Below are 22,763 nucleotides of genomic sequence, written 5' to 3'. Positions count from 1 at the left end.
ATGAACTGCCGATGTCCCGATCTGCCCGGAGGTCACCCTTGACCGCTCACGCCGATGCCACCAGGCGACGCATCCATGACCTGCTCACCGCCGAGGAAGAGCGGGTGCTGCGGCGCTGGACCGCCCTGGCGAGGACGTCCGGCGAGGAGCTGCGGGACATCTACCAGGCGCTGCGCCTCGCCATCGGCGAGGGGCGCGACGACCTGACCGACGTCCGCGGCCTGCTCGCCGAGCTGTCGCGCGAGCGCGCCCGGCAGGGCCACACCCCCTCCGACACCGCGCGCGCGGTCTACAGCCTCAAGGAGGCCGTCTACGAGGCCGTCGAGAGCGACGGCTCCGCCGACGCCCTGCGCGGCTTCATCTGGTTCTCGCGGCTGATCGACGACCTCGGCCTCTACACGTTCGAGGTGTACGCCACCGCCCGCGAGACGATCATCCTGGACCAGGCGGAACAGCTCCTGGAGCTGTCGACGCCCGTCGTCAAGCTGTGGGACGGCATCGTCGCGGTGCCCCTGATCGGCACCCTCGACTCGGCCAGGACCCAGGTCGTGATGGAGAAGCTGCTGCAGACGCTGGTCGAGACCGGCTCTGAGCACGCCGTGATCGACATCACCGGCGTCCCCGCCGTCGACACCCAGGTCGCCCAGCACCTGCTCAAGACCGTCTTCGCCGCCCGCCTGATGGGCGCCGAATGCGTCATCTCCGGCATCCGCCCGCAGATCGCGCACACCATCGTCACGCTCGGCATCGAGTTCGGCGACATCGTCACCAAGGCCTCGCTCGCCGACGCCCTCGCCTACGCGCTCAGCCGCAGCGGCACCGAGATCAGCACCCCCCGCCGCACCCGCATCGCGGTGCGCACCGAGGAGGTCTGATGGAGCGCGTCCCCATTCTCAAGCTGGGCGACATCCTCATCATCTCCATCCAGGTCGACCTGGAGGACCAGAGCGTGCTGGCCCTCCAGGAGGACCTGGCCGACAGGGTGGTCTCCACCGGGGCGCGCGGCGTCATCATCGACATCACCGCCGTGGAGATCGTCGACTCGTTCATCGGCCGCATGCTGGCCACGATCGCCGCCATGTCGCGGATGCTCGACGCCGAGACCGTGGTCGTCGGCATGCGCCCGGCGGTGGCCATCACGCTGGTCGAGCTCGGCCTGTCCCTGGGCGGCGTGCGCACCGCCCTCGACCTGGAGAAGGGCGTCGCGTTGCTGGACCACACCCGGAGCACGTCACGATGACCGGCGGCGGTCACGAGCTGCCGATCACGAGCAACGCCGACGTCGTGGCCGTGCGCCAGCGGGTCCGCGCCCTGGCCGTGGACGTCGGGCTCTCCCTCGTCGATCAGACCAAGGTCGTCACGGCGGCCAGCGAGCTCGCCCGCAACGCGCTCGTGTACGCCGGGGGAGGCCGGGCCAGCGTCGAGATCGTCGACAACGGCCTGCGCCGGGGTCTCCGCCTGTCCTTCGCCGACGAGGGCCCCGGCATCCCGGACGTGGAGCAGGCCCTCACCGACGGCTGGACCACCGGCAGCGGCCTGGGCCTGGGCCTGGGCGGCTCCCGGCGGCTGGTCGACGAGTTCGAGCTGACCTCGGCCCCCGGGAAGGGGACGACGGTGACCGTGACGAAGTGGGCCAGATAGGTGGCCGGATAGGTGGCCGGATTAGTGGACGGCATCAGGCAGTTCGGCGACGACACCTGGATACGCGCCGAGGACCCCAGCGCGGTCGGCGCGGTGCGCCGGCTGGCCACCGGGCTGGCCCTGGCCTCCGGGTTCGGGGACGACCGCACCGGCCAGGTGGCGGTGGCGGCCACCGAGGCCGTCTCCAACCTGGTCAAGCACGCCGAGCAGGGGATGGCGCTGGTCCGGCTCTGCCCGGGCGTCCCGGACGTCGTCGAGCTGATCACGCTGGACCGGGGGCCGGGCATGCCCGACGTGGCGCGCGCCCTGCGTGACGGCTACTCCACGTCCGGCACGCTCGGCATCGGCCTGGGCGCGATCGCCCGCATCGCCTCCCGCTACGACGTCCACTCGCTGCCGGGCAAGGGCACCGTGCTCGCCGTCCAGTTCGGCAAGGCGGAGCTGGACGCGCTCCCGCCGGCCAGCGGCCTGGTGCGGCCCATCGGCGAGGAGAGCGTGTCGGGCGACTCGTACGCGATCGTCACGGACGGGCCGGTGACGACCGTGCTGGTGTGCGACGGGCTGGGGCACGGCCCGGCCGCCGCGCAGGCCTCCCGAGAGGCGGTGGCGCTGTTCCTGCGCTCGCCCGGCGACGAGCCGCGCGAGATCCTCGCCCGCGTCCACCGCGGCCTGAACTCCACCCGGGGCGGCGCGGTCGCGGTGGCGCGCGTCACCCCCGCCGCCGTCAGCTACGCCGGGCTCGGCAACGTCTCCGGCTGGATCTCCCGCGCCGACGGCCGCCAGGGCATGATCTCCGTGCCGGGCATCGCCGGCCACCAGGGCGGGACGCTGCGCCAGTACGAGTACGAGCTGGGCGAGCACGCCAGCGTCGTGCTGCACTCCGACGGGCTGACCGAGCGCTGGTCCGCCGGCGCGGTCCCGGGCCTGTTCACCCGCTCCCCGGCCGTGATCGCGGCCGGGCTGCTGCGCGAGGCGGGCAGCCGCCGCGACGACGCCTGCGTGGTGATCGTGAGGCCGCGGCCATGAGCGGGACCGAGGTGGCCCGGCTGCGGCTGGCCGGCGACCAGGACGTCTTCTCGCTGCGCCGCCTCGGCCGTGCGGTGGCGCGGCTGTCCGGGCTGGAGACGCAGGACCAGGTCCGCGTGGCGACCGCGCTCAGCGAGGTCGGCCGGGAGATGGTCGGCACCGGCGCCCTGGTCGTGTTCTCGCTGGAGAGCGACCGGCTGCTCATCACCGTCGAGCGCGCCCCCGACGCGCTGTGCTCCTCGGAGGGCCTGGCGCTCGCCCGGCGCCTGGTGGACGAGGTCACCGCCACGCCCGGCGGGCCGGTCACGATCGTCAAGCGGCTGCCCCCGCGCCGCCAGGGCCCGCCCGCCGAGCGCATCCGTGACAGCCTGGCAGGCTTGACCCCGGTCAGCGCGCTGGAGGAACTGCGGGCGCAGAACAAGGAACTGGCCACGGCGCTGGAGGACGTGCGGCGGCTCAACAGCGAGCTGCAGGAGACCAACACCGGCGTCCTGGCGCTGTACAACCAGCTCTCCAGCGAGCTGGAGGAGACCAACCGCGGCGTCGTCGCCCTCTACGCCGAGCTCGACGAGAAGTCCACCCAGCTCCGCGAGGCGTCGGAGGCGAGGAACCGGTTCTGGACCACGCTCAGCCACGAGCTGCGCACCCCGCTCAACTCGGTCATCGGCCTGGTCCGGCTGCTCGTCGGCCCCGGCGGCGAGCCGCTCACCGAGGAGCAGGCGCACCAGATCCGGCTCATCGGCAGCTCGGCCGAGACGCTGCTGGCGCTGGTGGGCGAGCTGCTCGACATGGCCAAGGCCGAATCGGGGCGGCTGCAGCCCGAGCTCGGCCTGTGCGACCTGGCCAGGCTCGTGGAGCAGCTCCGGGTCACGATGCAGCCGACCGGCGAGGTGGAGCTGCGCACCTCGGTCGCCCCCGAGGCGGCCGAGATCTACACCGACGCGGTCATGCTCACCCGGGTGCTGCGCAACCTGCTGTCGAACGCGCTGAAGTTCACCCGGAGCGGCGAGGTGCGGCTGCGGGCGGAGCTCGACGAGGCAGCCGACGAGGTGGTCGTCACCGTGGCCGACACCGGCATCGGCATCCCCCGAGAGGACCTGGAGCACGTCTTCGAGGAGTTCTACCAGGTGCCGGGCCCCCTCCAGGCCGCGGTCAGGGGCACCGGCATCGGCCTGCCGTACGCGCGCAGGCTGGTGGAGGCGCTGGACGGGAGCCTGGAGCTGGCGAGCGCGGCGGGCGAGGGCACGACGGTCACCGTCCGGCTGCCGCGCCACCACCTGGTGCCCGAGATCGAGCGGCTGCTGATCGCCGACGACGACGAGGCGTTCCGCGCGCTGGCCCGCAGGATGCTGCACGGCTTCGCCGTCCACGTGGACGAGGCCGGCGACGGCGCCGAGGCGCTGAGCATGATGAAGGAGCGGCGGCCCGGCGTCGTCGTGCTGGACATGCTGATGCCGCGCCTCGACGGCAACGCGCTGCTCCAGCGCATGGCGGAGGACGAGAACCTGCGGGAGGTGCCGGTGGTGGTCGTGACCGTGGCGCCGGGCAGGGCCGTGGCGGGCCATCCGGTGCTGTCCAAGGACCGGCTGCGCCGCGAGGACCTGCTGCGCGCGGTGCGCGAGGCCACGGGGACGAGCCGTGGCTGAGCCGCCCGCGACGGTCCTCGTGGTGGACGACACGCCCACCAAGCGCTACATCCTGTCGAGCTGGCTGCGCCGGGCCGGCCACCAGGTCGTCGAGGCCGGCACCGGGGAGGAGGCCCTGGAGGTGCTCGCCCGGGGCGGCGTCGACCTGGTGGTGCTGGACGTGCGGCTGCCCGGCCTCGACGGCTACGCGGTGTGCGAGCGCATCAAGGCCGACCCGGCGACCGCCTCGATCCCGGTCATCCAGGTGTCGGCCAACGCCGTCACCGTGGCCGAGCGGACCGAGGGGCTGGAGCGCGGCGCGGACGCGTACCTGTCGGAGCCCATCGAGCCGGACGAGTTCACCGCGACCGTCGTGGCCACGCTGCGCTACTCGCGGGCGCGGCGGCAGGCCGAGGTGATGGCCTGGCGCCTGGCCAGGCTGGCCGAGACGACGCTGCGCGTCAACCGGGCCGACTCCTTCGAGCGGCTGCTGTCGGTGGCGGTGGCGGGCACCGCCGAGATCATGGGCCGCGTCTCCGGCGCGCTGGCGCTGCCCGCCGACGGGCGGCTGCGCCGCTACCGGGCACGCCCCGGCGAGGCGGCGGCCGGCAAGGGCGTCGCCCCCAGCCTGCTGGAGCGCCTGACCGCGATCGCGCTCGGCCGGTCGACGGGCGCCGAGGTGATCACCCTGCCGCCCGGGCGGTGGCGTGAGCTGGTGCCCGACGCGGAGGACGGCGTGCCGGTCACCGGGGTCCTCTGCCGGACCAGGAAGGGCAGGCCGCCGCTCTTCCTCGGCGTGGAGTCCGGCCCGGAGCTGGACGCCGACGAGGTCAACCTGCTGCGCCAGCTCGCCCAGGAGCTGGCCCTGGCCGTCGACGCGCGGCGCGCCTACACCGAGGAGCACGCGATCTCGATCACGCTGCAGCGCAGCCTGCTGCCCTCGCACGTCCCGGACGTGCCCGGGGTGACGCTGGGGCTGCGTTACGAGCCCGCCGGCGGCGGGATCGAGGTGGGCGGCGACTTCTACGAGGTGCTGAGCCTGGGCGAGCGGATGCTCGTGGCGATCGGCGACGTGATGGGCCACTCGCTGCACGCCGCGACCGTCATGGCCGAGCTGCGTCACGCGCTGCGTGCCTCCGTCATGGACGAGGTGAACCTGTCGGCGTCGATGGACCTGCTCAACAAGGTGCTGCGGCGCTACCACCCGGGCATGACGGCGACCGTCTGCCTGATGCTGCTGACCCCGGCGACGGGCGAGATCGCGCTGGCCAACGCCGGGCACATCCCGCCGCTGATGGCCGGGCCGGACGCCCGCTACCACGGCATGGGCAACCTCATGCTGGGCGTGGCCGACGAGGAGTACAAGGTCGACCACCTCGTGCTGCCGCCCGGCGGGACGGTCATGCTGTTCACGGACGGGCTGGTGGAGGACCGGCACACGCTGCTGGACGACTGCCTGGAGCGGGCCAGGGCGCTGGCCGAGACCGTCGGGGAGGACCTGGAGGCGTTCTGCGACGGGATGCTGGCGGCCTTCGGGACGCGGGAGGACGACGTCGCGCTCGTGGTGCTGCGGCGCGACGCCTGACCACCCCACCGAAAAATCGCATAAAGGCCGCAGTTACCTACGTTTTCGCGCCCGCTTGATGACATGGCCCTGAACCCGATGAAAGGGACAGGGGATCCATGCCACGTACCACACGTATCGCCGCCCTTCTCCTGGCCGGCGGCGCGCTGCTCCTGACGGGCGGCGCCGCGCACGCCGGGCCGGAGCCGTCCGCGCTGGAGCTCCGGCTCGTCGTGGACGACTGCCCCGAGGTCAGGCCATGACCGACGCCGAACTGCTGGAACGGGCGCTGTTCGAGGTCAAGAGGGTGATCGTCGGCCAGGACCACATGGTCGAGCGGCTGCTGGTCGCGGTCCTGGCCAGGGGGCACTGCCTGCTCGAAGGGGTGCCGGGCATCGCCAAGACGCTGGCGGCCCACACCCTGGCCACCGTGGTGGGCGGCACGTTCGCCCGCATCCAGTTCACGCCCGACCTGGTGCCGTCCGACATCGTCGGCACCCGCATCTACCGGCCGTCGACCGAGACGTTCGACATCGAGCTCGGCCCGGTCATGGTCAACCTGCTGCTCGCCGACGAGATCAACCGGGCGCCCGCCAAGGTCCAGTCGGCGCTCCTGGAGATCATGGCCGAGCGGCAGGTGAGCATCGGCGGCGTCACCCACCAGGTGCCGACGCCGTTCCTGGTGCTGGCCACGCAGAACCCGATCGAGTCCGAAGGCGTCTACCACCTGCCGGAGGCCCAGCGCGACCGCTTCCTGCTCAAGGTGGACGTCGGCTACCCCAGCGAGTCGGAGGAGCTGGCGATCGCCTACCGGATGAGCGTCGACCCGCCCGTGCCCCAGCGCGTGCTCGACCCCGACCGGCTCACCGAGCTGCAACGCCGCGCCGACCAGGTGTTCGTCCACCACGCCGTCGCCGAGTACGCGGTCCGCCTCGTCCACGCCACCCGCGCCCCCGACCGCTACGGGCTGCCCGGCCTGGGCCGCCACCTCGCCTTCGGGGCCGGCCCGCGCGCCACGCTCGGCCTGCTCGCCGCCGGACGGGCGCTCGCCCTCATGCGCGGCCGCTCGTACGTGCTGCCCGACGACATCCGCGACCTCGCGCCCGACGTGATGGCGCACCGGCTGGTGCTGTCGTTCGACGCGCTGGCCGACGACGTGCCGCCGAGGTCGATCGTGGACCAGGTCCTGTCGGCGGTGCCGCTCCCGGTCATCGCCCCGCAGCAGGACGCGGCCGCATGACCGCCCACCTGGCGGCCGAGCCCGCGCTGCGCAGGCTGGAGCTGGTCATCACCAGGCGGCTCGACGGGCTGCTCCAGGGCGAGCACCTGGGCCTGTTCCCCGGGCCGGGCAGCGAGCTCGCCGAGGCCCGGCCGTACCGGCCCGGCGACGACGTGCGGCGGATGGACTGGAACGTCACCGCGCGCACCGCCGAGCCGCACGTGCGCGAGCAGGTCGCCGACCGCGAGCTGGAGGTGTGGACGCTGCTCGACGCCACGGCCAGCATGGACTTCGGCACCGCCACGATGGAGAAACGCGACCTCGCGCTGGCCGCCGTGGCGGCGGTCGGCTTCCTCACCCAGCGGACCGGCAACCGGATGGGCGCCCACCTGCTGCACGGCGACGGCGTCCGCGTCCTGCCCGCCAGGACCGGGCGGGCGCACCTGATGGCGGTGCTGCGGGCCGTGTCCGCGCTGCCCCGCACCCCGCCGGGCGCCGCCCCGCCGCCGCTCGGCGCGGCGATCGAGCGATTCGGGAAGGCGGTGCGGCGGCGTGGCCTCGTCGTGGTGGTGTCGGACTTCCTGGACGAGCCGGCGGCCTGGGAGCCGGCGCTGCGCCGCCTCGCCGTCCGCCACCAGACGCTCGCGGTGGAGGTGCTCGATCCGCGCGAGCTGACGCTCCCGGACGTCGGCGTCCTCACGCTCGTCGACCCCGAGACCGGGCGGCGGCGCGAGGTCTCCACGGCGGGCGCCCGGCTGCGGCTGCGCTACGCCGAGGCCGCCGCCGCCCAGCGCGCCGCCATCGCGGCCGCCCTGCGCCGCGCCGGCGCCGCCCACCTGCGGCTGCGCACCGACGGCGACTGGCTCCGCGACCTCGCCCGCCACATCCTCACCCACCGCCGCCTCGCTCACGCCCCCACCGCCCCCGCCGCGCCCGGTGTCGCCGGGGCGTTGTCGTCGGGAGGTGGGGGCCGGTGACGCTGCTCTCGCCGATGTGGCTGCTGCTCCTGGCGCCCGTCGCCCTGCTCGCGGTCGCGTACGTGGTGACACAGGCGAGGCGCAGCGCGTACGCCGTCCGGTTCACCAACCTGGACCTGCTTGACAAGGTGGCCCCGCGCGGGCCCGGATGGCGGCGGCACGTGCCGGCCGCGCTGCTGCTCGGCGTGTTCGCGCTGCTGGTCGTCGGGTTCGCCAGGCCCACGGCCGAGGTCCGGGTGCCCAGGGAACGCGCGACGATCATGGTGGCGTTCGACGTGTCCGCGTCCATGGAGGCCACCGACGTGTCGCCGGACCGGTTCACCGCCGCCCGGCAGGCGGCCCGGCAGTTCGTGGACGGGCTGCCGGAGCGGTTCAACCTGGGCCTGGTCGCGTTCTCGTCGGACGCGTCCGTGGCGGTCCCGCCGACCACCGACAGGCAGGCGGTGCTGACCGCGCTCGACCGGCTGTCCACGTCCGCCGGCACCGCCATCGGCGAGGCCGTCCTGTCGTCGCTGGAGGCGATCGCCGCCCTCGACAGCCAGGAGGAGGCGCCGCCCGCGCACATCGTGCTGCTGTCGGACGGCTCCAGCACCACCGGCAGGACGGTCGCCGAGGCCGCGCGGGAGGCGGCCGCGCGCGGCGTGCCCGTCACCACCATCGCCTACGGCACCCAGGGCGGCGTCATCGAGCTGCAGGGCCGCCAGGTGCCGGTCCCGGTGGACGGCCCCGCCCTGCGGGAGCTGGCCGAGACCGCCGGGGGCGGCTTCTACGAGGCGGCCAGCGGCGACGAGCTCCAGGCGGTCTACGAGGACATCGGCACGTCGGTCGGCTACCGGACCGAACGGCAGGAGATCTGGCAGTGGTTCGTGGCGGCGGCCCTGGTCCTGGGGCTGCTGGCCGCCGGGGCCTCGATGCTCTGGTTCGCGAGGCTGCCGTGATCGGGCTCGGCCGGCCCAGCGGGCCGGAGTTCGTCACCCCGCCCCTGACCCGCCCGGCCCCGGCGGTCACGCCGGGCGTGCGGGCGATGGCCGGGCCGGCCGCGCCGCCTCGGGGCGGTCGTCTGCTGCTCGCCGCCGTGCTCGTCGCGGCGGTCACCGGCGGCGCGGCCGGTCTGGCCGGCGCGGCGGTGTTCGCCGGGAGCGAGCCGCCCGCCGCGGCCGCGCTGCCCAGGGCCGCCCCGGCCCCGGCGGGCAGCCTGGCCGGGATGAGCGCCACCGCCGCCCGCGTGCTCCCCAGCGTCGTCTCGATCGAGCTGCGGCGCGGCGGCGGCTCCGGGTTCGTGGTGGACGGCCGGGGCCACGTCCTCACCAACGCGCACGTCGTACGCGGTGAGAGCGAGGTGACCGTGGTGCTCGGCGACGGCCGCAGGCTGGCGGCCCGGGTGCTCGGCGCCGACGACGACGAGGACCTGGCCGTGCTGCGCGTCGACGGCGCCGCCGGGCTGCCGCCCGCGACGCTCGGCAGCTCCGCCGCCCTGGCCGTCGGCGAGCAGGTGCTCGCCATCGGCTCGCCGCTCGGCCTGTCCGGCACGGTCACCGCCGGCATCGTCAGCGCCCTGGACCGCGAGGTCAGGCTGGGCGGCTCGGCCCGCACCGCCGTGCAGACGGACGCCTCCATCAACCCCGGCAACTCCGGCGGCCCGCTCGTCAACGCCCGGGGCGAGGTCGTCGGCGTGAACACGGCCATCGCGGCGGACCGGGGCGGCGGCAACATCGGCATCGGCTTCGCCATCCCGATCGACCGCGCCGCGCCCATCGCGGAACGCATCATCCGAAATTAGGGTCCAGGCATGCGATTGCTGGTGGTCGAGGACGAGGAGGACCTGGTCGACGCGCTGCGCGTGGGCCTGGTCCGGGCCGGATACGCCGTGGACGTCGCCTTCGACGCCCCGGCGGCGCAGGAGAAGCTCCAGGTGAACGGCTACGACCTGGTGCTGCTCGACCTCAACCTGCCCGGCGGCGACGGCTTCCAGCTGTGCCGGGCGGCGCGGGCGGCGGGCAACGACGTGCGCATCATCATGGTCACCGCCCGCGACCGGCTGGACGACCGCGTGCGCGGGCTCGACGAGGGCGCCGACGACTACCTGGTCAAGCCGTTCGCCTTCCCCGAACTGCTGGCCAGGGTCCGGGCGCTGCTCCGCAGGGACACCGGCGGCACCTCCGTCCTCGAAGTCGGGCTGCTGCGGATCGACACGGCGAGGATGGAGGTGTCGCTGGGCGGCCGGGCGCTGGCGCTCACCCCCAAGGAGTACGGGGTGCTGCACTACCTGATGACGCGGCCCGGCCACGTCGTCTCCAGCGAGGAACTGCTCGAACACGTCTGGGACGAGCACGCCGACCCGTTCACCAACACCGTGCGGGTGACCGTCGGCAACCTGCGCCGCAAGCTCCAGGCGGACGGGCTCATCGAGACGGTGATCAGCCGGGGGTACCGGCTCAGGGAGCCCACATGATCCACACCATCCGGTTCCGGCTCACCGTGCTCTACTCCGGGCTGCTGTTCCTGCTGGCGGCGCTGGTGCTCGGCGGCATCTACCTCGCCGTCTCGCGCACGACCGAGCAGCGGGGGTACGCGACCGAGGTCGCCAAGGCGTTCCGCGACGGCGAGTACATCGGCAAGCGGGAAGTGGTCCTCATGGAGGAGGTGGAGAACGCGATCAACGTGCGGACGATGGACACGCTGCGCGACTACTCCCTCTACACGCTCGGCGCGCTGTTCCTGGCCAGTCTCGGCATCGGCTGGATGCTGTCGGGGCGGGTGCTGCGGCCGGTCCGGTCCATCACCCGGACGACCGAGGAGATCCAGGCGACCGACCTGACCCGGCGGATCACGCTCGGCGGCCCGAACGACGAGCTGAAGGACCTCGCCGACACCATCGACACCATGCTCGACCGGCTGGAGGAGGCGTTCCGGGCGCAGCGGCAGCTCATCGACGACGCCTCCCATGAGCTGCGCAGCCCGTTGACGATCATCCGGGCGAACGTGGACGCCGTCCTGCTGTCGCCGGAGGCCAGCGACGAGGAGCGGGCCCGCGCGGTCGCCGTCGTGGACCGGGCGACGACCCGGATGACGCGGCTGGTGGAGGACCTGCTGGCCAGCGCCAGGCGGCAGGGCACCGCCTTCGCCGACACGGACCTGGACCTGGCGCGGGTGGCGGGGGAGGCGTGCGAGGAGTACGCGGCGCTGGCCTCGGCCCGCTCGCTCACCATCACCCGCGAGCTGACGCCGGGGCTGGAGATGACCGGCGACCAGGACGCGCTGCGGCGCGCGGTGGCCAACCTGCTGTCCAACGCGGTGCGCCTCTCCCCGCCGGGCGGCCGGGTCCGCGTCGCCGCCGGCCGCTGGGGCGCCCCGTGGACGGCCGCCGAAACCCTTTCCACCTCCGCCGGGCCCCCGGCGGCACGGCGGCGGGAGGCCGGCCCCGGGAGGGAGCGGCGAGGGAGTGAGCGGCGGGCCCCCGGGAGGGAGCGGCCGGGCCCCGGGGCGGACGGCGGGTGGCTGTGGGTGGCGGTGCGCGACGACGGGCCCGGGCTGGAGGCGGCCGACCAGGCCCGGGTGTTCGACCGGTTCTGGCGCGGCGAGGCGAGCCGCAGGGACCGCCACACCGGCCTGGGCCTGGCGATCGTCCGGCAGATCGTGGAGTCGCACGGCGGCAGGGTGGCGGTGTTCTCGCAGGTGGGCCGGGGGTCGACGTTCGTGCTGTGGCTGCCGGCGCGGGACGGCGCGCCGGGCCCGGCGCCGGAGGCGGACCCGCTCATTTGAGCACCCGCCCGACCAGCTCGCCCTTGCGCGGCACGGCGATGCAGTAGGCGGTGCGGTGGCGCGGCCACTCGTGCTCCAGCGGGAGCACGGCGGTGGCCTCCACGAGGTGCCGCTTGTCCGGGAGGACCCGCATCTTGTCGGCGCACCAGGCCCTGGACTTGCGCATCGCCTCGGTCTCGCCCGGCCATGGGCCTTCGGGGAGCACGTACATGGAGGAGAACTCGGCGGCGTGCGGCAGCCCGCACGGCACGAGCGTCGCCGTCAGGTCGCCGTAGATCTCGGCGATGCAGTCGCCGGGACGCAGCACGGTCATGTGGAAGAGCTCCCCGGACTGGGGGGTCGTGGCTGCGCAGGCGACCGCTCCCGCCAGGCAGACGGCGGCCGTCAGTCGGCGTGTCGTGGAAAGCACGGGGCCGAGGATCCCAGCCGCCGGTCACCGTGGGATCGCGGGGACGGGGCTGAACAGTCACGCTGCTCCAGTCAGGCCGGGTTGTAAAGGGCGTGGTTCCGCGCCCCCGATTCCGCCCGGGCACGCGGAAACCTCTTCGGAATTGGTTTGAACCATTGGTATAAACCAATTGTCGAAGCTTGCCGAATATTGAGTGGATTAGACCTCTGTTTCGGTGTTGACCAGGCAAAACAGTGGTTTATCCTAAGGGTGCAGTTTCATCATCTATTTCGCCGGTAGAGTCCCGGACAGAAGCGTTGATTGGAGCTGTGGTGGCCAAGTACGTTTACGACTTCACCGAGGGCAACAGGAATCTCAAAGATCTCCTCGGCGGCAAGGGAGCCAACCTCGCCGAGATGACCAACCTGGGGCTGCCCGTCCCTCCGGGGTTCACGATCACCTCGGAGGCGTGCCGCCACTACCTCGCCGAGGGCGCCCTGCCCGACGGCCTGGAGGACGAGGTCGCCGCGCACCTGAGCGCGCTGGAGGCAGGCATGGGCCGCAAGCTCGGCCAGGCCGACGACCCGCTGCTGGTCAGCGTCCGCTCCGGCGCCAAGTTCTCGATGCCCGGCATGATGGAGACGGTGCTCAACATCGGGCTCAACGACGAGTCCGTGCACGGCCTGGCCAAGCAGTCGGGCGGCAACGAGCGCTTCGCCTGGGACTCCTACCGGCGGCTCATCCAGATGTTCGGCAAGACCGTGCTCGGCATCGACGGCGAGCTGTTCGAGGACGCGCTCGACGCGCTCAAGGGCGACCGCCAGGACACCGACCTGAACGCGGGCGAGCTCCAGGGCCTGGTGGAGACGTACAAGGGCATCGTGCGCGAGCGGACCGGCCGCGACTTCCCGGCCGACCCGCGCGAGCAGATGCGGCTGGCCGTCATGGCCGTCTTCGACTCCTGGAACGCGCCGCGCGCCATCCTCTACCGCCGCCAGGAGCGCATCCCGGCCGACCTCGGCACCGCCGTCAACATCGTGGCGATGGTGTTCGGCAACTGCGGCGACGACTCCGGCACGGGCGTCGCGTTCACCCGCGACCCGGGCACCGGCAGGCAGGGCATCTACGGCGACTACCTGCAGAACGCCCAGGGCGAGGACGTGGTCGCCGGCATCCGCAACACGATCCCGCTCCAGGACCTTGAACGCCTCGACAAGCGCTCGTACGACGAGCTGCTGGCGATCATGGAGAAGCTGGAGAACCACTACCGGGACCTGTGCGACATCGAGTTCACGATCGAGCGCGGCAAGCTGTGGATGCTGCAGACCCGGGTCGGCAAGCGCACCGCCGCCGCCGCGTTCTGCATCGCCACCCAGCTCGTCGACCAGGGCCTCATCACGATGGACGAGGCCGTCACCCGCGTCACCGGCGACCAGCTCGCCCAGCTCATGTTCCCGCGCTTCGACGGCGGCGCCGAGAAGAAGAAGATCGCCAAAGGCATGAACGCCTCGCCGGGCGCGGCCGTCGGCCAGGCCGTCTTCTCCTCCGAACGCGCCGTCGAGCTGGCCGCCCGGGGCGAGGACGTCATCCTGGTCCGCCGCGAGACCAACCCCGACGACCTGTCCGGCATGATCGCCGCCCGCGGCGTCCTGACCAGCCGCGGCGGCAAGACCTCCCACGCCGCCGTGGTGGCCCGCGGCATGGGCAAGACCTGCGTGTGCGGCGCGGAGGAGCTGGAGGTGTCCGTGGACGAGCGCCGCTTCACCGCCCCCGGCGGCGTCGTGGTGTCCGAGGGCGACGTGATCTCCATCGACGGCACCAGCGGCGAGGTCTACCTGGGCGAGGTGCCCGTCGTCGACTCGGCCGTGGTGGAGTACTTCGAGGGCTCGGCGGGCAGCGGGGACCGGTCCGACGACGACCTCGTCCGCGCCGTCGACCGGATCATGCGGCACGCCGACTCCGTGCGCCGCCTCGGCGTGCGGGCCAACGCCGACACCCCGGACGACTCGGCCCGCGCCCGCCGCTTCGGCGCCGAGGGCGTCGGGCTGTGCCGCACCGAGCACATGTTCCTGGGCGAGCGCAGGCAGCTCGTGGAGGACCTGGTGCTCGCCTCCGGCGACGAGGAGCGCAAGGCCGCGCTCGACGCGCTGGAGCCGCTCCAGAAGGCCGACTTCGCGGAGATCTTCCGGGCGATGGACGGCCTGCCGGTGACGATCCGGCTCATCGACCCGCCGCTGCACGAGTTCCTGCCCGACATGGTGGCGCTGTCCGTCAAGGACGCCACGGGCCGGGCCACGGACAAGGACCGCGCCCTGCTGGCCGCCGTCAAGAGGCTGCACGAGCAGAACCCGATGCTCGGCCTGCGCGGCGTACGGCTCGGCCTGGTCATCCCCGGCCTGTTCGCCATGCAGGTCCGGGCGATCGCCCAGGCGGCCCGCGAGGTGCCGGGGGCCAGGCCGGAGATCATGATCCCGCTGGTCGCCGCCGTACAGGAGCTGGAGGCCGTCCGTGAGGAGGCCGCCGCGATCCTCGCGGAGGCGGGCGTGGAGGCCCTGATCGGCACCATGGTCGAGACCCCGAGGGCCGCGCTCACCGCCGGGCAGGTGGCCGAGGCCGCCGAGTTCTTCTCCTTCGGCACCAACGACCTCACCCAGATGGCCTGGGGGTTCTCCCGCGACGACGTGGAGGCCGCGTTCTTCTCCCGCTACCTGGAGCTGGGCATCTTCGGCGTGTCGCCGTTCGAGACGCTCGACCGCGACGGCGTCGGCAGGCTGGTGGCGCTGGCGGTGCAGGAGGGGCGGGCGGCCCGGCCCGGGCTCAAGGTCGGCATCTGCGGCGAGCACGGGGGGGACCCGGACTCGGTGCACTTCTGCCACGACACCGGGCTCGACTACGTCTCCTGCTCGCCGTTCCGCATCCCGGTGGCCCGCCTGGAGGCGGGCCGCGCGGCGCTGAGCGGCAGCGACTCCGACTCGCGCTAGCGGACCCTCATACCGCCGCCACGGGCGCCGGCTGCTCGGCGCCCGGCGGCACGTAGTCGTGGGGCACGCCCTGGTCGCCCAGCCAGGCGCGCAGCCCGGCGACGGCGGCCGGGCTGGCGGCGACCTGGGCCGCGTACTCGGCCAGCGCCGCCTCCTCGCCGTCGTCGTAGAGCAGCCGGGCGGGGCCCGCCCACGACAGCGACCAGCGGGCCTGGCCGTGCTGGATGAGCACCGCCTCCAGGGCCAGCCGCAGCACGGTGGCCAGCACCGGCCCCTCGGACTCCCAGCCGGAGGCGCGCAGCCGCTCCTCCAGCTCGGCCTGGCGGCCCCGGGCGATCGCCTCGAACGCCGCGTCCAGGTAGGGCCGGTTCGCCCCCATGACCTGCCCGCCGGCCGTCGCCAGGTCGTGCAGCGCGCCCGCGTTGCGGACCGCGTACATGCCCTCGGCGACGAGCTCGTCCCACGACGCCGGCCGCAGCTCCGCCAGCGCCTTCGGCGTCCACATCGACTCCTCGACGGCGTGCGCGGCCACGTTGGCGTCGCGCAGCAGCGTCAGCGCCGAACGCGGGTCCGGCACGTGCTCGGGCTCCGGTAGCAGCTCGATCGCCGCCAGCCGCTCGGCCAGGCTCGGATGGGAGTCGTACGGGGACGTCTCCTGAGGCTGCTCGCCCAGCCGCGCCAGCTCGGCCTGCCTGGCCGGATCGTTCAGCAGCGAGTAGAAGCCGCCGAACACCGCCGCGGGCCGGCACCCGCCCGCCCCCGTCAGCGCCAGATAGCCCTCGGTGTAGAGGTCCCACGCGATCGCCGTGTGGTGGATCTTGCGCAGCGCCTGCGCCATCGCCTGCCGGCCGCCGATCGCGACCGCGTGCTGATCGGCCTCCAGCTCCTGCCGGCGCGAGACCGCCTGGGAGATGCGCAGGTAGAGCTTGGCGTAGGCGGCGAACACCTTCTGGATGATCGGATGGCGGCCCAGGTGCCCCACGGTCGCGATGAGCGAGACGCGCCCCCGGTAGACCGGCGCGCCCAGCCGGGTGTGGGAGCCGCTGTAGTGGCCCAGCTCGTGCCCGAGCACCGCGCGCATCTCGTCGACCGTCAGCGTCTGCAGCAGCGGCAGCCCGACGTACATGCGCCGCCGCGTCGCCACCAGGCCGAGGAAGCGGGTGTCCTCCGCCACGGCCGCGTTCACCTCCGGCACCAGGCGGATCTCGTCGGGCGGCGCGGTGCGCACCCGCCGCGCCAGCTCCTCGACCGTCTGCCACAGCACCGGCTCGTGCTCGCGCGACACCGCCACGCCCGGCTCCTCACCGCCCGGCCGCCGGCTCACCATGACCAGCGCCTGCACGAGCGCGGCGGCGGCGAGCGTCAGCACGATCGCCGCGCGCAGCCCGTTGGCGTGGAAGTCGACGACGAGCAGCACGTCGAACACCAGCGCCGCCGTCACGACCGAGCCCACCAGCACGTAGAAGCCGGCGAGCAGGGTGAAGGCCAGCACGGCCCGGAACGCAGTCGTCATGAGGGGAGGGCTCCCGGGGAAGGGGGTTCTCGCGAGGCTTGACACTAGCGGAGTCCGGAATCTGGATAAAATCACTGCACTTATGGCCGCCTACGACACGCACGATCAGGCCCGATGGGTCCCGGAGCCGCCCGGCAACCCCGAGCGCAGCCCGTTCGAGCGCGACCGCGCCCGCATCCTGCACAGCTCCGCGCTCCGCAGGCTGGCCGCCAAGACCCAGGTCGTCGGGCCGGGCGAGACGCTCGGCGTCGGCCAGCACGTCCCGCGCACCCGGCTGACCCACTCGCTGGAGTGCGGCCAGGTCGGCAGGGAGATGGGCGCCACCCTCGGCGTCGACCCCGACCTGGTCGAGACCGCCTGCCTCGCGCACGACCTGGGCCACCCGCCGTTCGGCCACAACGGCGAGGTCGCGCTCAACGCCCTGGCCGAGGGCTGCGGCGGGTTCGAGGGCAACGCGCAGAGCCTGCGCCTGCTCACCCGCCTGGAGCCCAAGGTGATCGCCGCCGACGGCACCAGCGCCGGGCTCAACCTGACCAGGGCCGCCCTCGACGCCTCCGTCAAATACCCGTGGACCCGCGACCGGTCGGCCAAGTTCGGTGTCTACGACGACGACCTGCCCGTCTTCCGCTGGATCAGGGAAGGCGCCCCCGAGGGCCGCGTCAGCTTCGAGGCCCAGATCATGGACTGGGCCGACGACGTCGCCTACTCGGTGCACGACCTGGAGGACGCGCTGCACTCCGGCCACGTCACCCCCGAGGCGCTCCGCTCGCCCGCCGAGCGCAGGCAGGTGTGCGAGATCACCCGCACCTGGTACGCGCCCGGCGCCGACCTGGGCGAGCTGGAGGAGGTCTTCGCCGCCCTGGTGGCCGAGCCGCTGTGGCCGCGCCGGTTCGCGGCCACGTTCGCCGACCTGGCCGGGCTCAAGGCCCTCACCAGCGGCCTCATCGGCCGCTTCTGCCGCGCCGCGCAGAGCGCCACCATCGGCGCGTACGGGCCCCGCCACCGGGCCGACCTGCTCGTCCCGGAGACCACCCGGCTGGAGTGCGCCCTGCTCAAGGGCATCACCGCCCACTACGTGATGACCACCGACGACCACCACGCCACCCAGGCCAGGCAGCGCGACCTGATCAGCGAGCTGGCCTCGCTGATCACGCTCGGCGCCCCCGGCACGCTGGAGCCCGCCTTCCGGCCCGCCTTCCTGGCGGCGCCCGACGACAAGGCCCGCGTCAGGGTCGTCATCGACCAGATCGCCTCGCTCACCGACACCTCCGCCGTCGGCTGGCACCGGCGGCTCAGCCGCTGACCCGCGTCACTGCATGGTGGCCGGGTTGCCCGTCGGGTTGAGCGTGAACGGGTCGTCGTCCGGCTTGGGCGACTTCGTGGTCTTCGGCGCCTTCTTCGACGCGCACAGGACCGTGCAGCGCGGCGACTCGCCCAGCCTGGCGCGCATCGCCAGCGTCTCCTGCCGGGGCGACAGCGTGCGGTTGCCCGACAGCCAGGCGTCCAGGTAGTCCCACGGCTCCACCATGCCCCGGCGCACCCACCACAGCGACGGCCCGGTCTTCCAGGAGATCGCGAAGTAGAGGTTCGGCCCGGTGGTGCGGGCGTTGCCCGAGTTGCCCACCGTGCCCAGCACCTGGCCGCCGGAGACGCGGACGCCCGGCCTGATCCCGTCGGCGACGCTGTCGAGATGCCCGCCCAGGTAGCGGACGCCGTCGTCACCGATGATCGTGACGAAGCGGCCCTCCCGGTGCGCGCCCGCGTCGGTGGACGGCAGCCAGCGGTTGCGCGTGTTGACCTCGTCCACGACGCCGCCGACCGGCGCCACGAACGCGCACCCCTCGGCCGCCCAGATCGTCGTCTTGGGCAGCACCAGGAGCCTGCGCTGGTAGCTCACCCGGCAGCCCCTGACCGGGAACGTGTAGGTGTACTTCGACAGCTTGGGCGGCGGCACCCGTACCGGGTCGTCGCCCTCGGGGGCGCGCACCGACGCCTGCCGCTCGGGCGTCGGCGGCGGGATCGTCGCGGTCACGGCCGCCGAGCCGCCCGTGCCCGGCGAGCTCGGCGCGCCGGACGTGCCGGGCGAGGCCGGCGTCCGCGCGCTGACCCCGGCGACCCCGGTCGCCGGGCTGCACGCGGCGACCGCGAGCAGGGCAGCCGTCGCCGCCACCCACCGTGTGCTCCGCATGATCTCCACCCGCGTCACCGTATCCGACCCCAGCCTTTACCTTTGTAGCCGACGGGGGGCGTTCCCATAACAGCTTTTCCGCTATCGGATGCTGTCCGCTCTCGGAGGGAAGAGTGTGACGGATGCTGTTCCCCTATCCGGCGGTGCCCGCTGTCGGGTCGCCCGTCGGTGAGAGTCTGTCGGGGGAGCCGAATAGACTCACCGCGTGGCTGGCCGGATCCGTGATGTCGACATCGCGCTCGTACGCGAGCGTTCCCCCATCGCCGACGTGATCGGCGAGCACATCCAGTTGCGCAACGCCGGCGGGGGCAATCTCAAGGGCCTGTGCCCCTTCCACGACGAGAAGAGCCCGTCGTTCAACGTCACCCCCGAGCGCGGCATGTTCTTCTGCTTCGGCTGCTCCGAGGGCGGCGACGTGATCACGTTCGTCGAGAAGATCGAGCACCTGTCGTTCGGCGAGGCCGTCGAGCGGCTGGCGCAGCGCGCCGGCATCCAGTTGCAGTACGAGCAGGGCGGCTACGTGCCGCGGCGCGACCACGGGGAGCGGGCTCGGCTGATCGAGGCGCACAAGGTCGCCGCCGAGTTCTACGCCGACAAGCTGTTCGGCCCCGACGCGGCCGCCGGGCGGCGGTTCCTGTCCGAGCGGGGCTTCGAGCGGGCCGACGCCGAGCTGTTCGGCGTGGGCTACGCGCCCAACGAGTGGGAGGCGCTGGCCCGCCACCTGATGGCGCGCGGCTTCAGCGCCGACGAGATCGTCAAGGGCGGCCTGGCCAAGCAGGGCAGGCGCGGCCCGATCGACCGGTTCCGGGGGCGGCTGATCTGGCCGATCCGCGACGCCACCGGCGACGTGATCGGGTTCGGCGCGCGCAAGCTGATCGACGCCGACGACGGCCCCAAATACCTCAACACCCCCGATTCGCCGCTCTACAAGAAGAGCCAGGTGCTCTACGGCCTCGACCTGGCCAAGCGCGAGATCTCCAAGCGCGCCCAGGCGGTCATCGTCGAGGGCTACACCGACGTGATGGCCTGTCACCTGGCCGGGGTGCCCACGGCGGTGGCGACCTGCGGCACCTCGTTCGGCGAGGAGCACATCAAGATCCTGCGCCGGTTCCTGCTCGACCAGGCCGAGTTCCGCGGCGAGGTGGTGTTCACCTTCGACGGCGACGCGGCGGGCCAGAAGGCAGCGCTGCGCGCGTTCGCCGACGACCAGAAGTTCGTCACCCAGACGTACGTGGCGGTCCAGGCCGACGGGCTCGACCCGTGCGACCTGCGGATCAAGCAGGGCGACGCGGCGGTGCGCGACCTGATCGCCGGGCGCGAGCCGCTGTTCCAGTTCGCCATCCGCAGCACGATCTCCCGCTACGACCTGCGCAGCAACGAGGGCAAGATCGCGGCGCTCGACGCGGCGGCGCCCATCGTGGCCGGGATCAAGGACGCCGGGCTGCGCAAGCGCTACGCGATCGACCTCGACCGGTGGCTGGGCTTCATGGACGAGCGGTTCGTCATCCAGCGCATCGCCGACGCCGCCCAGACGCAGCAGGGCCGCCCCCAGCGCGCCCCCAGGCCCGCGCCCGTCGACCCGCACGTGCGGGTGGAGGCCGAGCTGCTCAAGCTGGCGGTGCAGCGGCCCGCGCTGCTGGGGCCGCGTTTCGACGCGCTCGACCAGCAGGCGTTCACCGCCCCCGACCACCTGGCGCTGCACCAGGTCATCGTGGCGGCGGGCGGGCTGGCCGCGGCCGGGCCCGGCGGGCGCGCCTGGGTCGACCGGCTGGTGGAGCACGCCCACGCCGAGGGCGCCCGCGCGCTGGTCACCCGGTTCGCTGTGGAGGCGATCCAGGCCGACTCCCACGCCGAGGAGCGCTACGCCGCCGCCATGCTGGCCGCCATCGAGGCCACCGCGGTCGACCGCGCCATCGCCCAGGTGAAGTCGCGCATCCAGCGGCTCAATCCGGTCGACGAGCAGCAGGAGTACAACCGGCTGTTCGGCGAGCTGGTCGCCTTGGAGCAGCAGCGCCGCGTCCTGCGTGATCGCGCCGCCGGAAGTTGAAAGATCCTTTTACCACGGTAAATCCGGGTGGTTGAGTGGGAATCGCCCGGAGGCGTCCGGGCAGGCAGACCACGGTGCCCGGCCTGGGGGGACACCGGGCACGCAATCCGTAACGCGTAATTGACTTTACTTTCCTGATCAAACTCCGGCTAAACATTGAAGGGATCTCAATTCCGTAAGGGTGACGGCCTTACCTTCAGTGCCAAAAATGGGTCTGCCATTTTATGGAACCAATACTGCAGACTGTCTCCCGTGGGTGCATCGGTGCTGTCAAGTGGACCGCCATCCGTAGACCAGGTGGCGGACCTCGTCGCGAAGGGAAGGGAGCGCGGAAGCGTAACCGTCGATGACGTCGCAGCCGCGCTCGACCGATCCGAGCTCCCGTCCGACGCGCTGGAACGCGTCGTGCGGATGCTCGCCGAGAACGGTGTGGAGGTCCTCGAGCCCCAGGGCGACGAGGAGACCACCCGCGCCGATGAGGAAGACGTAGGCAAGCGCGCGCCGACCAGCGATCTGGTCCGCATCTACCTGCGGGAGATCGGCCGCGTGCCCCTGCTGACGGCCGAAGAGGAGGTGGAGCTCGCCAAGTCGATCGAAGCCGGCCTGTTCGCCGAGGACAAGCTCGGCAACGGGGTCTCGCGTCTGGCCTTCCCGGAATTCAGGGAGCTCGTCTGGCAGGGCACCCGGGCCAAGCAGCGCCTCATCGAGGCGAACCTGCGGCTCGTGGTGTCGATAGCGAAAAGGTATGTCGGGCGCGGCATGCTCTTCCTGGACCTCATCCAGGAGGGCAATCTCGGCCTGATCCGAGCCGTGGAGAAGTTCGACTACACCAAGGGCTACAAGTTCTCCACCTACGCCACCTGGTGGATCCGCCAGGCGATCACCCGGGCGATCGCCGACCAGGCGCGGACCATCCGCATTCCCGTGCACATGGTGGAGACCATCAACAAGCTCGTCAGGGTGCAGCGCCAGCTCCATCAGGACCTCGGCCGCGAGCCGGTGCCCGAGGAGATCGCCGCGGAGATGGACCTGCCGGTCGACCGGGTCGTGGAGATCCAGCGGATCGCCCAGGAGCCGGTGTCGCTGCAGTCTCCCATCGGTGAGGAGGACTCCGACCTCGGCGACTTCATCGAGGACGCCGACGCGGTGGTGCCGATGGAGGCGGCGGCCTTCATCATGCTGCAGGACCAGCTCGACGACATCCTGGCGACGCTGTCCGACCGCGAGCAGCGCATCATCCAGCTCCGCTTCGGCCTGGCCGACGGGCATCCCCGCACGCTGGAGGAGGTGGGCAGGGAGTTCGGCGTCACGCGGGAGCGCATCCGGCAGATCGAGTCGAAGACCCTCGCCAAGCTCCGCCACCCGACCAGGGCGCAGATGCTGCGCGACTACCTCGACTGACAGGTGAGGCCGCTCGGGCCGGCGCCCCGCGGGGCGCCGGCCCGAGGCATGTCAGCAGCTGTTGGCGCCGTCGAAGGTCCGGATGCCGCGCGGCACCTGGGACGAGATCGTCTGGCCGGGGTCGACGGTGTAGCAGGAGCCGTCGGTGCCACGCGCCCAGACGATCTTCAGGCGCAGCCGCCTGTCGCAGTCGTTGCGCGCGTAGCCGGTCTTGGTGACGCGGCCGGTGGTCTCCCAGACGGCCACGCACTCGGGCGCGTTGCCCGCGGGCGCGGCCAGGGCCGGCGCGGCGGCGAGGACGGCCGGGGCCAGGGAGCCGCAGACGAGCGCGGCGGCGGTGAGGGAGGTTCGGGTGAACAGGTGCATGAAGCGGTGTTCCTTTCCGGGGACGACTCTCCGCTACAGATTGCCCACTCGCGGTGACCGATCTC

Annotated in this window: 21 protein-coding genes; 17 read left to right on the top strand and 4 right to left on the bottom strand. The window is 72.9% G+C overall.

Annotation, left to right across the window (positions count from 1 at the left end):
• Nucleotides 1-38 precede the first annotated feature (38 nt).
• The 13 genes from AB0J53_RS21965 to AB0J53_RS21905 all read left to right on the top strand — a co-directional run bounded on the left by AB0J53_RS21965 (nucleotide 39) and on the right by AB0J53_RS21905 (nucleotide 11,814).
• Nucleotides 39-875 (top strand): STAS domain-containing protein, encoded by an 837-nt coding sequence (locus AB0J53_RS21965; RefSeq protein ID WP_364175071.1) that lies wholly within the window; start codon nucleotides 39-41, stop codon nucleotides 873-875.
• Nucleotides 875-1,240 carry an STAS domain-containing protein gene (locus AB0J53_RS21960; RefSeq protein ID WP_364175069.1) on the top strand — a complete coding sequence of 122 codons (366 nt, stop codon included), beginning with the start codon at nucleotides 875-877 and terminating at the stop codon, nucleotides 1,238-1,240. Before AB0J53_RS21965 ends, AB0J53_RS21960 begins: the two co-directional genes overlap by 1 nt.
• Entirely contained in the window at nucleotides 1,237-1,641 is a 405-nt protein-coding gene (locus AB0J53_RS21955; protein WP_364175066.1) for an anti-sigma regulatory factor, read from the top strand. Before AB0J53_RS21960 ends, AB0J53_RS21955 begins: the two co-directional genes overlap by 4 nt.
• Before the next feature lie 12 nt (nucleotides 1,642-1,653).
• The gene (locus tag AB0J53_RS21950) at nucleotides 1,654-2,667 is read left to right on the top strand and encodes an ATP-binding protein (RefSeq protein WP_364175063.1); all 1,014 of its coding nucleotides are present in this window, start codon (nucleotides 1,654-1,656) and stop codon (nucleotides 2,665-2,667) included.
• The gene (locus AB0J53_RS21945) at nucleotides 2,664-4,313 is read left to right on the top strand and encodes an ATP-binding protein (protein WP_364175060.1); all 1,650 of its coding nucleotides are present in this window, start codon (nucleotides 2,664-2,666) and stop codon (nucleotides 4,311-4,313) included. Before AB0J53_RS21950 ends, AB0J53_RS21945 begins: the two co-directional genes overlap by 4 nt.
• Nucleotides 4,306-5,877 carry a fused response regulator/phosphatase gene (locus tag AB0J53_RS21940; RefSeq protein ID WP_364175057.1) on the top strand — a complete coding sequence of 524 codons (1,572 nt, stop codon included), beginning with the start codon at nucleotides 4,306-4,308 and terminating at the stop codon, nucleotides 5,875-5,877. The genes AB0J53_RS21945 and AB0J53_RS21940 overlap by 8 nt, the downstream gene beginning before the upstream one ends.
• Before the next feature lie 98 nt (nucleotides 5,878-5,975).
• Nucleotides 5,976-6,119 carry a hypothetical protein gene (locus tag AB0J53_RS21935; protein WP_364175054.1) on the top strand — a complete coding sequence of 48 codons (144 nt, stop codon included), beginning with the start codon at nucleotides 5,976-5,978 and terminating at the stop codon, nucleotides 6,117-6,119.
• Nucleotides 6,116-7,096 carry a MoxR family ATPase gene (locus AB0J53_RS21930; protein WP_364175052.1) on the top strand — a complete coding sequence of 327 codons (981 nt, stop codon included), beginning with the start codon at nucleotides 6,116-6,118 and terminating at the stop codon, nucleotides 7,094-7,096. Before AB0J53_RS21935 ends, AB0J53_RS21930 begins: the two co-directional genes overlap by 4 nt.
• Nucleotides 7,093-8,052 (top strand): DUF58 domain-containing protein, encoded by a 960-nt coding sequence (locus AB0J53_RS21925; protein ID WP_364175049.1) that lies wholly within the window; start codon nucleotides 7,093-7,095, stop codon nucleotides 8,050-8,052. The genes AB0J53_RS21930 and AB0J53_RS21925 overlap by 4 nt, the downstream gene beginning before the upstream one ends.
• Nucleotides 8,049-8,990, top strand: coding sequence for a VWA domain-containing protein (locus AB0J53_RS21920; RefSeq protein WP_219509539.1), 942 nt, complete (start codon nucleotides 8,049-8,051; stop codon nucleotides 8,988-8,990). Before AB0J53_RS21925 ends, AB0J53_RS21920 begins: the two co-directional genes overlap by 4 nt.
• Nucleotides 8,987-9,832: a trypsin-like peptidase domain-containing protein gene (locus AB0J53_RS21915; protein WP_364175046.1), complete on the top strand. Its 846-nt coding sequence runs from the start codon at nucleotides 8,987-8,989 to the stop codon at nucleotides 9,830-9,832. The genes AB0J53_RS21920 and AB0J53_RS21915 overlap by 4 nt, the downstream gene beginning before the upstream one ends.
• Nucleotides 9,833-9,841: 9 nt before the next feature.
• A complete protein-coding gene (locus tag AB0J53_RS21910) occupies nucleotides 9,842-10,504 on the top strand; it encodes a response regulator transcription factor (RefSeq protein ID WP_364175043.1) in 663 nt (220 codons plus the stop codon).
• Nucleotides 10,501-11,814 carry a HAMP domain-containing sensor histidine kinase gene (locus AB0J53_RS21905; RefSeq protein WP_364175041.1) on the top strand — a complete coding sequence of 438 codons (1,314 nt, stop codon included), beginning with the start codon at nucleotides 10,501-10,503 and terminating at the stop codon, nucleotides 11,812-11,814. The genes AB0J53_RS21910 and AB0J53_RS21905 overlap by 4 nt, the downstream gene beginning before the upstream one ends.
• On the opposite strand, the gene AB0J53_RS21900 is transcribed toward AB0J53_RS21905, so the two are convergent.
• Nucleotides 11,807-12,223 carry a hypothetical protein gene (locus AB0J53_RS21900; protein ID WP_357585070.1) on the bottom strand — a complete coding sequence of 139 codons (417 nt, stop codon included), beginning with the start codon at nucleotides 12,221-12,223 and terminating at the stop codon, nucleotides 11,807-11,809. The two genes, AB0J53_RS21905 and AB0J53_RS21900, sit on opposite strands and share 8 nt — an antisense overlap.
• Nucleotides 12,224-12,534: 311 nt before the next feature.
• On the opposite strand from AB0J53_RS21900, the gene ppdK reads away from it, so the two are divergent.
• Nucleotides 12,535-15,183, top strand: a complete 2,649-nt coding sequence (ppdK, locus tag AB0J53_RS21895) for a pyruvate, phosphate dikinase (RefSeq protein WP_364175037.1) — start codon at nucleotides 12,535-12,537, stop codon at nucleotides 15,181-15,183.
• A 7-nt stretch (nucleotides 15,184-15,190) separates the two neighbouring features.
• Here the strand turns inward: ppdK and AB0J53_RS21890 are convergent, their stop codons facing one another.
• Entirely contained in the window at nucleotides 15,191-16,696 is a 1,506-nt protein-coding gene (locus AB0J53_RS21890; protein ID WP_364175034.1) for a M48 family metallopeptidase, read from the bottom strand.
• An 82-nt stretch (nucleotides 16,697-16,778) separates the two neighbouring features.
• Here AB0J53_RS21890 and AB0J53_RS21885 point away from each other — a divergent pair, with 82 nt between their 5' ends.
• Nucleotides 16,779-17,999 (top strand): deoxyguanosinetriphosphate triphosphohydrolase, encoded by a 1,221-nt coding sequence (locus AB0J53_RS21885; RefSeq protein ID WP_364175031.1) that lies wholly within the window; start codon nucleotides 16,779-16,781, stop codon nucleotides 17,997-17,999.
• Between the two features lie 6 nt (nucleotides 18,000-18,005).
• Here the strand turns inward: AB0J53_RS21885 and AB0J53_RS21880 are convergent, their stop codons facing one another.
• Nucleotides 18,006-18,884: a peptidoglycan DD-metalloendopeptidase family protein gene (locus tag AB0J53_RS21880; RefSeq protein WP_364175029.1), complete on the bottom strand. Its 879-nt coding sequence runs from the start codon at nucleotides 18,882-18,884 to the stop codon at nucleotides 18,006-18,008.
• 205 nt (nucleotides 18,885-19,089) lie between these two features.
• Here AB0J53_RS21880 and dnaG point away from each other — a divergent pair, with 205 nt between their 5' ends.
• Nucleotides 19,090-20,931: a DNA primase gene (gene dnaG, locus AB0J53_RS21875; protein WP_219509548.1), complete on the top strand. Its 1,842-nt coding sequence runs from the start codon at nucleotides 19,090-19,092 to the stop codon at nucleotides 20,929-20,931.
• A gap of 297 nt (nucleotides 20,932-21,228) precedes the next feature.
• Nucleotides 21,229-22,332 carry an RNA polymerase sigma factor RpoD gene (rpoD, locus tag AB0J53_RS21870; RefSeq protein ID WP_364175026.1) on the top strand — a complete coding sequence of 368 codons (1,104 nt, stop codon included), beginning with the start codon at nucleotides 21,229-21,231 and terminating at the stop codon, nucleotides 22,330-22,332.
• 51 nt (nucleotides 22,333-22,383) lie between these two features.
• Here rpoD and AB0J53_RS21865 read toward each other — a convergent pair whose 3' ends face one another.
• Nucleotides 22,384-22,698, bottom strand: coding sequence for a hypothetical protein (locus AB0J53_RS21865; RefSeq protein ID WP_219509550.1), 315 nt, complete (start codon nucleotides 22,696-22,698; stop codon nucleotides 22,384-22,386).
• Nucleotides 22,699-22,763: the final 65 nt, after the last annotated feature.

The sequence above is a fragment of the Nonomuraea sp. NPDC049725 genome (assembly GCF_040674795.1).
In the GTDB taxonomy this organism is placed as follows: Bacteria; Actinomycetota; Actinomycetes; order Streptosporangiales; family Streptosporangiaceae; genus Nonomuraea; species Nonomuraea ceibae.
The sequence above is the reverse complement of the archived record's forward strand: the minus strand, read 5'-3'. Positions and strand labels throughout refer to the sequence as shown.